This is a genomic window from Mycoplasmoides alvi ATCC 29626, assembly GCF_000701785.1.
Taxonomy (GTDB): Bacteria; Bacillota_I; Bacilli_A; order Mycoplasmatales; family Mycoplasmoidaceae; genus Mycoplasmoides; species Mycoplasmoides alvi.
The window spans coordinates 63272-78627 of record NZ_JNJU01000002.1; the positions used below are offsets into that span (position 1 = coordinate 63272).

Genomic DNA, 15356 nt, shown 5'->3' on the forward strand with positions numbered 1-15356 from the left:
GTTATTTCCTGCCCAAATATTTAAACATTATTTTTTTATAAATTTCAACACCATTTTGATTAAAAGGATTGTGATTTAATAAAGAAGCTGACATAGCTGTTGCTATAGACAATCAATAATAAAAATAACCAAAAGTATATGCTGATGTATCTGGAATAAAAATTTGAATAATATTTATTCCATCATCTTTGTGAGCCTTCATAACTGCATCACTAATAAGATAGTTAACTTCATTAATAGTTTTACCAACTAAATAATCAAGTTTATCATCATTTGCAAAGGTAGACTTACTAATTTTCATATCTTTGTTTGGATTTAAAACTTTTAAAACTGTTTCAAAAAAAATTTGCTTACCTTCTTGAAATAATTGACCCATTGAATGTAAGTCAGTTGTGCATATTGCATATGTAGGAAATAATGAATCTTGTTTTTTTCCTTCTGATTCCCCAAATAACTGTTGATGCTGTACACATAAGTATTTTAAATTAGATTCATATGTCATAAAAATTTCTACATCATATTTGAGATGTTTATACAGAAAATGTCGATATACAGCATATAAGTAAGCAGTATTGTTATATAAATCAGAAGAATTTAAATCTTGTTTTGCATCTTTTGCTCCTTGTAAAATAGATTTAATGCCAATACCTGCCAATAATGCTGGAAACAAACCAACTGGAGTAATTGTTGAAAAACGACCACCTATATTGGAAAAAATTGGTAATATTTTATATCCATTCTTGATGCAAATATCATGCAATGTACCAACATTTGGGTCAGTAATAGCAACTATTCTTTCATAATGTTTGTTTTTATATTGTTTTTTTATAGCTTCTCTTAAAATTCTAAAATTTAATGCAGTTTCTAAAGTTGATCCTGATTTACTAATAACAATAATACTTCAATTTTTAGTTTTTAAAGAATTCAAATAATTAATATTTTCAGTAGATGACAAAGCATTAAAAAAACAAAAATTAATTTTTTCTTTTTGTTTATCAGCATTCACAAAATTTATAATTGCTTTAATGCCTGTATATGATCCTCCAATACCAATTATAACAACTTCATTGATACCAAATTTAAGTCATTTAGTCTTAATTTTATCCATTTCTAAGAACAAAGAAGAATGATCTTGATCTGGATAATCAATTCAACCTAGCATTTCATGCCCTAAACAAGTTTTATTGAAAATACTTTGATGAATTTTATCTACTTTTTTTTGATACTTTTTATGGATATCAGATAAACTAATATTTTTCATTAATTCTGAACTTATATTAATTTTATTCATGATAAAACCTAATTTTTTTCTAATAAAATCACAATTTATTATTATATTAATAATAATTTAAATTATAGCACCATCTTTTTGTGTTTATTAGGTTATTAAAAATAATAATTGCAAAATTTAATATTTATGACTTTGATAAAAATTTTAAGGATTTATAAAAATACTTAGATAAATAAAATTAATTTAAGAAAATTAAGAATAACCAAATAAACAAATATTTTACTTAAAACTTATTATTAATTAAAAGTATAAGAAGCAATATCTAATTTTTGATAAAAATTAAACTTTATTTAATCATGATGTTTATGACTTATGTTATTGCAATGATAATTACAATGTTCATGATTGTGGCAATTGCAAGAATTGTAATGATGTTCGTCTTTTAAATCATTTTTAATTAAATTAACATCAAAAAAAGTTACCCCATTTTCTTTTCATACTTTTGTTATTGTAAATTGGCAATGGCGATTAATTAAAACTTGGTTGTCATAATTAGGACCCATATTTGCTCAGTCAAAATCTGCTAAATAAGCTGCGCCACGATATTTCGCTGGGATATGAATTTTAAAAGCAACTGGGGATTTTAATGGATGAGGATTTGTAATGTTTGTATGTCACTCTGGAGCTCCAAAATTATTTACTCCAGGTAATCAACCTAAATAATTTAAAGCAGATTCTTTTGAAATACTTGTTGAAATAAAACCATTTGAAGTAATAGTTTTGCCTACACATCTTGTATAATCATAAGAATTTGTGTTAGCATCAAAATTAATGTATGGTTTTAATTGATCATAAAATTCTGTTTCCATATACTCACAACCATGTCAAACAACATCATCTCATGGGTAGATTGCTTTATCTAATGCCTTTTCAACTAACTTGTAATCATTTCCTCTAATTAAGTGTGGTGCATTAGAATCTAAAGTACTTTCAAAAAAATTACAATTAGGTAAATTAACTTTGCCTGCATGTAAACCTTCATTTCAAAACATTCCTCAACCAACTGCATATAGTCCAATAGCTTGTTGTTCTGATTTGCAAAAGTAGTTAATATAATTATAATTTTTGTCCTTAAATCATTTATCATTAGATAAGTTTTTGTATCATTTTTTAAAAGCTGCTTTTAAATCTTGATCCACTATATATGGTGTATTTTCATCATATATTTCTAATTGGTTGGTATCTGAATTAGTTTGTGAAGTTGATGTTTCATTATTTGTGACTTGTTGATTAGTACCACAAGAAGACAAAATAGGAGCAAGAACTGCTACCATCCCCAATAATGAACTTCCAAAAATAAGAAATTTATACTTTTTAATTTTCTTCATAAAACTACTTCTCTCAAAATTTATTGCAAATATACACAAATAAACAATTTGTTCATAAATTATTTTCAATTGTTTTAATAACCATCTTTTTAAACTACCTCTAAAATGCTTAACTTAAGTATTTATAAATTTAAAAATATTTTTTAATTATAATAACAATAAATTTAACACAATTTTATAGGATTGTAAATATTCATGAGCACTAAGAGAGAGAGAGAGAAGATTTAACTTTAAACTAAAGTTATTAATACCAATTTTACTAATACCAACAATTAGTTTTCCAATATTAGCAACTAATTGTAGTAATAATAACCAACCTAACAACAACAATAATAATAATAATAATGATGATGATACAAATTCACAAAAAATAAAGTTAGGTGATAAGGTAGAAATTTTACTTAACAATACTGAAAGTGTTTATGGACCAATTACAGAAATTTTAAATAATGGTTTAAGAATTTCAAATAATTTTTATTTAAATTCTGATATTAAAACAATAAAACTATTTACTTTTAAAATTGGAGAAAACATTCAAATTAGTTGTGACGCCTTAAATAAATTTGGCATCCTTACAAACATAACACAAGATGGATTAATACTAAACAATAATGAAACTTATGCATGAAATTCTTTAAATTTAGTTAAACCATTACCCTTTCAATTAAAAGATTGTATCCTTGTTAATCGTGAAAATGATGGTTATTATGGTTGTGTTACATTAATAAATACTGATGGTATTAAATTATCATTTAATAGCCAGGAAAAAATGTTGCCATGAGAAAATATTTATTCTATTTTGGGACCTGAAAAAATTGACATTAATGATTTTGTTAAAGTTACTACAAAAAATAATTGCACTTTTTATGGTTCTATTACTAAATTAGATTCAAAAATAAATTGGTCTAAATTTAGTCTCAAAACCATAAGCAATAAAAATAAAGATTTATCATGAAATTATGTTATTAATTTTGAAAAATCTAAAAAACTTTCAATTGGTGATCTAGTTTATGTTAAGTGAACTTCTTTAAATGATAATCCTGATGATATTTATTATGGATATATTGATGAAATTCCTGATTGTAATGGTGGTCTAGTAGGAGATTGCGTGTCAGTACCACCATATGCTTCATATTGCTTAAACTCTCCTATAACTAATTATTCAAACAAATATTTTCTTAGTGCAGAAGGAATAAGTAATATTGAAATTGCTCCAAAATTACAAATTAACTTAACTGATAATCACATTTATAAAGTAACACTGAATACAGGAGAAGAAATTATCGGAAAACTTAATGGAAAAGCTTCTTCTGCTTTTTACATTATATTAATAGATAGAAATAATAAATTACATGAAATTAAATGATCATCTATTGTTGATATTAGTTAAATAAAATTAAGAAATCATACTATTCTTTATCATTTATATTGCAAACTTTCTTTGAAACATAAAGTATCACCATAAATACTACTTAATTTTCTAGTATTAATAATTAATTTAGCATCTCCAGAGTCAACTATTTTCCCTTTACTAATTAAAATAACATTAGATTTTAATAATGTTGCATGATTAGGATTGTGTGTTGAAAAAATAATTGTTTTATTTTCTTGCTTATTAATATCATTCAATGTTAATAAAATTTCATTTTCTTTGTTTAAATCAAGTGATGCAGTTGGTTCATCTAAAATAATTGTTTCTGCATTTTGAAGCAAAGCAACACAAATATTTACTAATCTTCTTTGACCACCAGAAAGTTCACCTAACTTTTTTGTCATTAAATGATCAATTTTTCATTTTTGAGCATTTTCATATATTGCTTCTATTTGTTTCTTTGATGGCACATTATAAAATTTAATTGAATTTACAATTCCATAAGTTAAATAATCTTTAACAAGAACATCATGGGCTTGATCAAGATTTTGTGAAACATAAGAAATTAATTTACTTTTATCATAAATTTTTGTTTTTCTAAAATTTAGATTGTCATAAAAAATTGAACCTTCATAATCACTATTTATTCCTGCTAATATTTTAATTAAAGTTGTCTTTCCAGAACCATTAAGACCTAAAATAATATTTATACTGCCTTTTTCAATTGAAAAAGACAAATTATTTAAAATATAATTTCCACGCTTGATATATTTAAAAAATAAATTTTCTACTTTAAATGACATAGTTGCCCTTACGTTTTGTCAACAATATACCAATAAATATAACTCCACCAAAAATACCTGTAATTGCACTTAAAGGAATTTCTTGAGAAGTAAAAGATCTAGAAAGAATATCTGTAAAAATCATAAATATGCCACCAAAGGTTATGCATAATGGAACATTCTTAGCTGTATCCTTACCTGATACTAACCTAACAATATGGGGAATAATTAAACCAACCCATGATATAGTTCCACAAAATGCAACTGTTGATGCTGTTAATAATGTAGAAATTGCAATAATTGCATATTTATAAAATGAATAATTAATTCCTTTTGTTTGTGCTAGTTCTCTACCTAAAGAAGCAATATTAATTCTTCATCTAAAAAGCAAAATAATAATTGTGCAACCCAAAATAATTGGTGTTAAAACATAAACTTTATTAAATGATGAATTAGCAAATGATCCCATTAATCAATATGTGATGCTGGATAATTGCACTTCATCTTTTGCCAAATATTTTGTAAAAGCAAGAGCAGATGACATGAAAGCACTAACAATAACTCCAGAAATAAGAAAAATTGTAGACTTTGAATTTTTGAACAATTTTGAAATAAAAACTGTTAAAAAAACAGCACCTAAGCCGAATAAAAAAGCAAATACACTAATAAAAACACTAGGAATATTAGCAACTATTGAAATTGCAGCACCAAAACCTGAACCATTGCTAACTCCCAACAAGTCAGGTGATGTTAGTTTGTTTTGAAATATTTCCTGATATAGCAATCCTGATAAACTTAAAGCAATCCCAGATAAACAAGCAATTATTGTTCTTGGTAATCGTAAATTAACAATAACATTTCTTTCAGTTACAAAACCTTCGTCTCCTGTGAAGGTAGCATGAAAAAAATCAATAGGATTGATGGTGTACCTACCTACCATTAATGCAATAAAAAAAATTGTTATTAATAAAAAAATAGAAACTATTAAAAAAATTAAATTTTTTTACTTATAAAAATTTTCTTCATCTCTGTATATCTTTAATATAAACTCTTCCCTGTTGGACCAAAACCATGCAGCATTCATCCAATTTTTTCATCAGTTATGTCATAATTAAAATAATATTTCAAACTTTCTTTTAATAATTTTGGAATATCATATTTAAATAATTCAGGATAAATTTTATTTGCTTGATCATAAAAGAAAATTGGTGTAGCAATAGATAATTGTTCAAAAGCTGTAAAACCTATTGGAATATTAAAAATTTTGTTATTTTGAACAGCAGATAAAGTTTTATATTTATCATTTGATTTAATTAAACTAATATTTTTATTTTGATATATCCCCCCACAAACAATATAATCTGGATTAAATTTGATTATGTCTTCATCTGATGGTGCTGTTTTATCATCACCTAAACCCTTGCTATAATCATTTAATCCTAAAACCCGATATCCATATTCAGTAAATGAACCTATTGTATCTGTATAATTAATTCCTTTATCTTTATCACCACGGACATAAAAAACTTTTTTTTCAGTAATATTAGATTCTTTAATTTTTTCATATACATCATTAATTGCACTTTCAACATCTGATTTTCATTTTGTTGCTCTTTCTTTAGCAATTGAACTATCTCAAATAGTTGTAATAATGTCACTATACTTATAAATAAAATTATCAAATGTAGGTGTTCCATATAAACTAATCGTAATTGCATTTAACCCTGCATTCCGATAACTTTCAGCAATAGCTTTAGTAGGAGCAAAAATTAAATCAACTCCATCTTTTAACAAATCTTCTACACTAGGATTATATGCTAATTCTTTAACTTTAGATGACTCTGGATAAATTTCATTTACTCATGGATTAGTCAATGTTCCTTTGTATGCACCATAAACATTATCAAATAATCCATATCCTAACAACAAATCATAACTACACCTTGATATGCATGCAACCTTTTTAGGATTTTTAGGAACTTTTACTTTTGCTCCAACAGGATCAATTATTTCAACCATTTGGTTTTGTGAAATAGAAACTGAACATGAAGAAAGACATAAAGTAAATAATGAAACAAAAATTAATAACAAATATTTAACATTTATTTTTCTCTTTTTCATAGAATAAACATCATTTCAAAATTATTTATAAACAAACCTTAATCATTCTAAAAAAAAGCATTTTGTTTAACAAATCTAGTTTATTTATATCTAACATTTATGGCATAAATCTTTTATTTTAGCCATATGATTAAATAAATTAGTTGATAAAAATTGCTTATAAAATTTTTAATTATTAATTTAGAGCACAATAAATATTGAAAATAATTAAATTAACTTATTGATATATATAGTTAAAAATTATGTAAAAAATTACTTAAACAATATCATAACCTATCAATTATTTTTGTCTTTAAAAAAACAAAATATTGATTTAAATGAATAGATGATGATTATATTGATACCTATATATCTAAAATTTATAGTAACCAATATATTAAACCAAAAATACATAAATAAAAAGTTATTCATAAAATGCACTGTTACATTAAATGAATAGCTTTCTAAAATTAATTAGATAAATGCAATCATAAATATTTAAATTTTTATTATTCTATGAAACAAACACACTAGATAAAAATTAATAATAAAAATATTAAATAAAATTAGATATTACTAATTGATTTATAACTTAAAGGAATTAAAGTGAATAACACTTTTTAACTTGATTTTGTAGAACCTCTAATGGAATTTCACCATTTTTAAGAACTAAATCAAAAAAGCGTTTTGATTCTGAACTATTGCTAGACAAAGAAGTATTTAATTTTGCTTCTACTGCTTTATATAATTCTTCAAAGACAATTTTACCAAGCATATAACCCGTAGCTTGTGATGGCATAACTAAATATCTAACAGATTCTGAATTAATATCACCAATAGATAATGCAGAATTTTTACTAATATAATCTCTTACTTGTTTAATTGAAGCACCTAATGGAAGTTCATTATTAGAAGTGACACTTTCACTATCACTACTTGAATGATGATAAGCAACATCAACACATAAACGCATGTTTCTTAATTGAGATTCATTTAAAAAACCATAATATTGAAGCATATTCCCTAATGTTATTGCATTTTGTAATTTTTCATCACTATTATCATTACCTTTTGCTTTTAAATAATAAACACCATTATGTAAATTTTTCATAGTTTGGGTTAATTCAGAAACTTTTTTATCTTTATCAAAATTCGGTATTAATCCTTTGGCATTTAATCAATTTTGAGGCATTCTTGTATTTGCATTTAAATCAGAACCATAAACACCTAGTTCGTTTGCATATCATTCTGTAAATACTGCTCACCCTTCATGAAAAGCATCATTAACAAAAGTATATCCTGGACCATCTTGATTAGAACCATCTTTACCTTGTAAATATTCGGTTCAATATTCTTGCTGAGTATGATGTCCCATTTTACCTTCATGAGTAGTTAATGAACTAATAGATCACTTTGGCAACGAATAATATGGATCGCAATTGTATTGGAATTGACATGAACCCCTTGGTCCTTCCATTCCTACACCAATATCTTCTCTAATATTGTAATTATATGGTGATAATACATAGTCCTTTATTTGATTAAACATACTGTTATATAATGGATCTGTTGTATTTTTAAAATTTGTATAATCTTCTAGTGATTTCACTGCACCTGCAAGTGCTTCATTACCAGTAATAGTTCCTGTAGTTGAACCATTAATTGTATTTTTATTTTCTCAATGACTCTTATAACCTTGTGTTTCAATAATAGACTTATATTTTTGAATTGTTGGATTTGCTGGACTTAATCAATAAGATCTAACATATTTATCTAGATCAGATTGTTCTAAATGCTCACGACCTCAGAAAAAATCTTCTTGATTAAGTCATTTATTAAATTTTGTAAATGGATCAGAGTCATTTAAAGTAATTTCTTGTGGCTTATTAGTTCCAATCCCATCATCATCATACCAAATTTTACTTTGGGCACTAGGATCAATAATTGCAAATGATTTATTTGCAATATCTAGCATATTTACTTTTGAAGCATTAGTTAATTCTATTCCTTGTTGATAAATGTCTAATGCACTTGTATTAACTGAATTATTACTAAATAGTAATTGTTGATATACATCATTAGGTTTAACTTTTGTATTCTTTAATTGCATAAAACCAATGCCGACATTTTTAGCATTTAAATCACTTGATGTAATATTTACCCCATAAATTTTGGTTCCATTAGCTGCAATAATAACCTTTTCACTTTGTTCTGCTGAATCAATTTGTTTTGACAATGTTAGATCTGAACTAACATGGGTTCCAAATGATGATGAGTGATTATAATAAGTTGTACAATACCAAGTAACAAAATCTTTTAAAGCTTTTTTTAGTTCATTTATATTACTAGTAATATTTGATTTTTGATTAGAATCCAAGTAATCAATATTGTTTATTGTATTAGACAAAGTTTCAAAATCATCTTTATTGGATTGAATATTTAATAAATCTTTGATTGAAATTGAATTTTGATTAGAAGAAGATGCAAAAGTATTTATTTGATCCATATAAAATGTAGTTAAAAATTGATAAATCAAATATTTTTTTGCAATTGTTGATGGCATATATCCATATCTATCTGCTCCATAATTCATAATATTTTTGTAATTATTTAAAATATCTTTACATTTAGCTAATTTATCAGATAAATTTAAAACCAAATCTTTATCTGGTTTACTAGATAAATCTGGATCACCAGTTTGATCATTTAGTGGATAAATATTTAAAGCGGATTTAACATAATCATTAATGTGATTTGATGATGAAGACAAAATACCTTTGTTACGAATAGGATTTGCACCTAAATATATTATTCCTGCTTTAATATTGTTGATTTTATTTTGTCATTGAAAAATGAATGAATCAATTCAAATAGATTCATCAGTTGTTAAATTCAATTCATTTTTTAAATTTTTTAATGCATTTATTGCATTTTGACTATTAGAAATTAAAGAATCAAATACACTTTCTGGATTTGGATTATTAGGATTAAAAATCGGTAACTCAGAATCGTCATTTTGCAAATATGCATGTTCTTTAGAAATAAAATCATTATTTAAAGTTAAAATTCTTTGGGAATCACTAACATTATTACAAGATATTGAAACAATGGATATACTAGAAATCATTAAGGTTGACATCAACAAACTAAGACTAATTTTACTTATTTTTCTTTTTTTCATATAATACTCTCAATTTATTTATAAACAAATAATAAAATTGTTGTTTTTAAGCATTTAAAAATATCTGTTATTACTAAAATTTTAATGCTACACTACATGTTTGCTAAAAATAGCAATTTTATTATATTTTAAATAACAAACCTTTTTAAATTATTTTTAAAATGCATCCAATTATATGTCTAATATTTAAGAGTTTGTATAAATGATAATTACATCAACAAAATATTATTTAACATTTCTCATATCAATAACATATCTAAATTTACCCTTACCTGTTGTCATCTTTTCTCAAGTTTCACTAATTTGATTTGGTTTAATAATTTCAATTTCTGGATAAATTTTATTTTTTAATGAAAAATCTAGCATTTCTTGAGTTAATTTAATGCCACCAATTATAGATCCATAAAGTTTTTTGTCATTTACATTCATGATTAATCGAGCTGGATTTAAACTTCAATTATCTTTTAATGGTGGGAGACCAATAACTGCCATTTCGCCACCAAATTTTAATAAATTCATATATTCTATTACATCATAATTGTTTGGGATTGTCGACATGATAAAATCAAATTCCTCTTTAACATTATCTAAAGAAGTATATAGTTTTTTAACCCCAAGTTTTTTAGCTTCTTTTTCTTTCTTATTGTTGCGAGCAAAAACATAAACATTAGCACCAATTTTTTTAGCATATTTAACTGCCATTGATCCAAGACCACCAAAACCAGCAATACCAACATTTTGCCCTTTTTTAACTTTAGAAAAAACAATTGGCGCATATGTTGTAATTCCTGCGCATAATAATGGAGCAACATACTCTAAAGGTGCGTTTTTAGGAGCTTTAATTGCAAATTTTTCAGTCACAACAAAATAATTAGAATATCCTCCTTGTTGAATTTCATCTTTATTAAATCCATCTTTAGAATTATATGTAAATACACATTTACTGCAATTTTGTTCATATCCAGCTTTGCATTTAGAACACTTGCCACAACTATTAACCATGCAACCTACACCAACATTATCACCTATTTTAAACTTTTTAACCTTTGGTCCTATGGCCACAACTTCTCCAGCAATTTCATGTCCTGTAACAATAGGGTAAACACAAGGTCCTCATTCACCACGTGCTGTATGAATATCTGAATGGCAAATACCTGCAAATTTAATTCTAATTAAAATATCATCAGGTTTTAATGCTCTTCGTGTAAATTTATAAGGCCTAAATTTACTTGTTGCGCTATCCATTGCAAAACCACTAACATTAATTCTTTTTTTTGTATCCATAAACTTCTCATCTATAATTAACTCAATAAAACTTAGTAAATTATATAAAACAAACTAAAATATGAAATTAATTTGCAAGCAATAATTTGTTTTGTATTAAAGTAAAATTTTTATATTTTTATTTTATTTTTTAATTAATACATATTTTTTTAAATGAACAAAATAAATAATTCAATAAGCCCAATGAATTCATCTAGGTAGTCATGAAGGTTTAGGAATTTTGTTCATTTCAATTTTATAATTGGTTTCTTGAGCTTTTCTACAATAACCACTCATAAAAATTCTAAAAACTAAAGTTTCAGCTAAATTAATTTCTTTTAATTTGTTATGAAGCAATTGTTCTTGCATCATTCTTTTATCATTTCATTTGGCGCCCATTGTATTTCCAGGACGATATTTATTATAAAGACCTGATGGTCACGGAGTATATCTTACAGTTTTAGCTTTGCTCAATAAATCGACAAATAAATAAAAATCTTGATAACTTGTATTTTCAACTAAATCAGGGGCCTGATTAAAAATTGATTTTTTCATAATTATTGAAAATGGTGCAAAAGCAACGGTATATCGATTATCTCTTGGAACTGTTCTTTTAAATATTCAATAATAAGGACTAGCATAATATTTAAATACTTTTCCTTGAACTCATAATCCCATTAAAAACATGTCACTATTTTTAGATTTTTTATTAAAAATTTTAAAAAAATTTTTAAAAATTAAATCATCAGAATCCAAAATAACTACATATTCATTATTTACCAAATTGTTCTTGCGAACATAATTAATAACTGAACCTCAGTTACCATTAGGTTTCGAAAATATTCGAATATTTGAATATTGTTTTTGTAATTTATTGCAAATTTCTAAAGTGTTATCAGTAGATCCATCATCTACAATAATAATTTCATATTTATTGGGGTCATATTTTGTATCAACAACTGATTGAATTGTATTTACTATATATGAAGCGCTATTATATGCTGCAATGATAAAAGAAAATGTATTCATTCAATTACCTAAATTATCCTTGTACATTAAAATACTATATCTTTAAAATAACATATTAAATATTTTTTTAATTTGCAAAAACAGTTTTAACTTAATATTAAAATTAAATAATATTTAAATTTATTTGTTATTTCTTCTAAGATTTTTATTATCTAAATGTTTTTTTAAATATTTAGCTGTGTATGAATTAGTACTTGATAACATAATTTCTTCTGGTGAACCTTGAGCAATAACTTTTCCACCATTATTCCCGCCATCAGGACCAAGATCAATAATATAATCTGCTACTTGAATAAGATCTAAATTATGTTCAATAACAATTACTGTATCTCCGTTGTCCACAATTCGATTTAAAACACATATTAATTTTTTAATGTCATGCGAATGCAATCCAGTAGTTGGTTCATCCAAAACATACAATGTTTTACCATTAGTTCTTCTTTGCAAGAATTTAGCTAATTTAATTCTTTGGGCTTCGCCACCAGATAATGATATGGCGCTAGTTCCTAGTTCCAAATAATCTAAACCAACATCACACATTAATTGTAATTTACGATAAATATTTGGTTGATTTTTAAAAAATTCTAAAGCTTCAACAATAGTCATTTTTAAAACATCATAAATTGATTTATTTTTATATTTAATTTCTAAAGTAGCTTCATTGTATTTTCTGCCCATACATTCTTCACATTTTATATAGACATCTGGTAGAAAATGCATTTCAATTTTAATTAATCCATCCCCCATACAGCGTTCGCAACGTCCACCTTTAACATTAAAAGAAAAACGACTGCAAGTATAACCACGGGAACGTGCTTCAGGTAACATTGCAAAAAGTTCACGAATGTCATCAAAAACGGAAATATAAGTTGCCGGGTTAGAACGGGGGGTTCTTCCAATAGGGTCTTGTGAAACTACAATTAATTTGTCAATATTGTGAGTTCCTTGAATTTCTTTAAAAGGTTCTGGATTTACAAATTTTTTGAAAGCAATTTTTTCAATACCTTTAACTAAAGTTTGATTAACTAGTGTTGATTTCCCACTTCCAGAAACCCCTGTTACTACAATAAATTTTTTTAAAGGAAAAATTACATCAATATTTTTTAAATTATTCCCTCTAGCTCCTTTGATAACTATTTTATCTTTACAACCTGAGCGACGCTTATTAGGAACATCAATATATTTACGGCCACTTAAATAATCTCCAGTTATAGAGTTTTTATTTTTGCTTACTTCATCTGGGGTGCCTTGGGCTATTACTTTACCTCCATGAACTCCAGCTCCTGGACCAATATCAATTAAATAATCTGCTTCCATCATTGTATCTTCATCATGCTCAACAACAATTAATGTATTGCCAAGATCACGCATAGATTTTAATGTATCAATTAAACGATCATTGTCTTTTTGATGTAATCCAATAGATGGTTCATCCAAAACATATAAAACACCTGTTAACTTTGAACCAATTTGAGTTGCTAATCTAATTCTTTGACTTTCTCCACCAGATAAAGTAGATGCACTTCTAGACAAAGATAAATATTCTAAACCCACATTTTGTAAAAAAGATAAACGATCAATAATATCTTTTAATGCTAATTTAGCAATTCTCATTTCTTCATCATTAAACTTTAAATTAATTAAAAAATTAATAGCCATTTCAATTGATAAATTTGTAAATTCAATGATATCTAATTTGTTTATCTTCACACATAATGCTTTATTTGACAATTTCTTGCCATTACATGTTTTGCAAATTTTTTCAGACATGTATTTAGAATAATATTCACGTGACATTTCACTACTTGTTTCTAAATGACGCCGTTTAATTAAATTAGCAATTCCTTCAATATATTCTTGTTTTTCATTCACATTACCAGATGATGATATTGTTCTAACTAAAATTAATTCATCTGAACCATATAAAATATGATTTATATTCTCAATGGACAAACTTGAAATAGGTTTGTTTAATGGAATTTTATAAAATTTTAATAATTGATGAAATTTTTGCCAATCAAGTGATTGAGTATTAACTGTATTTTTAAAAAAATCTATTCCGCCAGCATTAATTGAAAGTTCTTTATTAGGAATTAATTTTTCTGGATCTGGTTCGTAAGTAAAACCTAGTCCCTTGCAATAATCACATGCTCCAATAGGAGAATTAAAAGAAAACAAACGAGGTTCTAATTCAGGGATGCTAAAACCACACTTGTCGCATGAATGATTTTGATTAAAATTTTCCACCTTATCATCACAAAGTACATCAACTTTCCCTTGTGTTAAATTTAAAGCAACTTCTAAAGAATCTGTCAAACGAGTTTTTGTTTGATTGTCATAATTCAAAACTATTCTATCGACAACAACACTAATATTATGCTTGACATTTTTATCCAAAATTATTAACTCATCTAATGAATAAATATTGCCATCAACATAAACTCTTAAAAAACCTTTATTTTTTAATTTTTCAAATTCATTTTTAAAAGTTCCTTTTTGTTGAAAATACAATGGAGCTAAAATTTGTAGTTTTGTTTCTTCTGGATATGAGCAAATTTTATCTAAAATTTGTTTTATAGTTTGCGTTTTTATAATTCCATGATTATTTAAGCAATAAGGTTTACCTAATCTAGCTCATAAAACTCTTAAATAATCATATATTTCTGTTACTGTCCCGACAGTAGATCTTGGATTATGAGAAGTAGATTTTTGATCAATAGATATAGATGGAGATAACCCTTCAATAGAATCAACATCTGGTTTTTCGTTGCCCCCAAGAAACATTCTTGCATAAGAAGATAACGATTCAAGATACCTTCTTTGTCCCTCAGCATATATTGTGTCAAAAGCTAAAGAAGACTTTCCTGATCCTGATAAACCTGTTATTACAACAAATTTATTTTTAGGAATATCAATATCAATATTTTTTAAATTATTTTCCCGAGCCCCTCGAACTACAATGTAATCATTCTTATTATTTTTGTCCATTATAAATTGCTCAAAATATTTT

At 25.6% G+C, this 15356-nt stretch carries 10 protein-coding genes; 1 reads left to right on the forward strand and 9 read right to left on the reverse strand.

Going from position 1 to position 15356, the window contains the following annotated elements; genetic code table 4:
* Position 1: 1 nt before the first annotated feature.
* On the reverse strand, positions 2–1291 hold the full coding sequence (locus tag T383_RS0101365) for a glucose-6-phosphate isomerase (protein WP_033159895.1): 1290 nt from the start codon (positions 1289–1291) through the stop codon (positions 2–4).
* 290 nt (positions 1292–1581) lie between these two features.
* On the reverse strand, positions 1582–2619 hold the full coding sequence (locus T383_RS0101370) for an ADP-ribosyltransferase (RefSeq protein ID WP_156940235.1): 1038 nt from the start codon (positions 2617–2619) through the stop codon (positions 1582–1584).
* 769 nt (positions 2620–3388) lie between these two features.
* Here T383_RS0101370 and T383_RS0101380 point away from each other — a divergent pair.
* Complete coding sequence (locus tag T383_RS0101380; protein ID WP_033159898.1) at positions 3389–4009, forward strand: hypothetical protein; 621 nt, start codon at positions 3389–3391, stop codon at positions 4007–4009.
* A gap of 26 nt (positions 4010–4035) precedes the next feature.
* Here the strand turns inward: T383_RS0101380 and T383_RS0101385 are convergent, their stop codons facing one another.
* From T383_RS0101385 to uvrA, 7 genes are all read right to left on the reverse strand, one after another.
* A complete protein-coding gene (locus T383_RS0101385; protein ID WP_033159899.1) occupies positions 4036–4794 on the reverse strand; it encodes an ABC transporter ATP-binding protein in 759 nt (252 codons plus the stop codon).
* On the reverse strand, positions 4784–5770 hold the full coding sequence (locus T383_RS03835; protein ID WP_033159900.1) for a FecCD family ABC transporter permease: 987 nt from the start codon (positions 5768–5770) through the stop codon (positions 4784–4786). The genes T383_RS0101385 and T383_RS03835 overlap by 11 nt, the downstream gene beginning before the upstream one ends.
* A 41-nt stretch (positions 5771–5811) precedes the next feature.
* Positions 5812–6894 (reverse strand): ABC transporter substrate-binding protein, encoded by a 1083-nt coding sequence (locus tag T383_RS0101395; protein ID WP_033159901.1) that lies wholly within the window; start codon positions 6892–6894, stop codon positions 5812–5814.
* A gap of 580 nt (positions 6895–7474) precedes the next feature.
* Positions 7475–10054 carry a DUF885 family protein gene (locus tag T383_RS0101400; protein WP_033159902.1) on the reverse strand — a complete coding sequence of 860 codons (2580 nt, stop codon included), beginning with the start codon at positions 10052–10054 and terminating at the stop codon, positions 7475–7477.
* Positions 10055–10279: 225 nt separating this feature from the next.
* Positions 10280–11338, reverse strand: coding sequence for an NAD(P)-dependent alcohol dehydrogenase (locus T383_RS0101405; RefSeq protein ID WP_033159903.1), 1059 nt, complete (start codon positions 11336–11338; stop codon positions 10280–10282).
* A gap of 123 nt (positions 11339–11461) precedes the next feature.
* On the reverse strand, positions 11462–12346 hold the full coding sequence (locus T383_RS03730; RefSeq protein WP_052663967.1) for a glycosyltransferase family 2 protein: 885 nt from the start codon (positions 12344–12346) through the stop codon (positions 11462–11464).
* A 120-nt stretch (positions 12347–12466) separates the two neighbouring features.
* Complete coding sequence (gene uvrA, locus T383_RS0101415; RefSeq protein WP_033159904.1) at positions 12467–15334, reverse strand: excinuclease ABC subunit UvrA; 2868 nt, start codon at positions 15332–15334, stop codon at positions 12467–12469.
* Positions 15335–15356 lie beyond the last annotated feature (22 nt).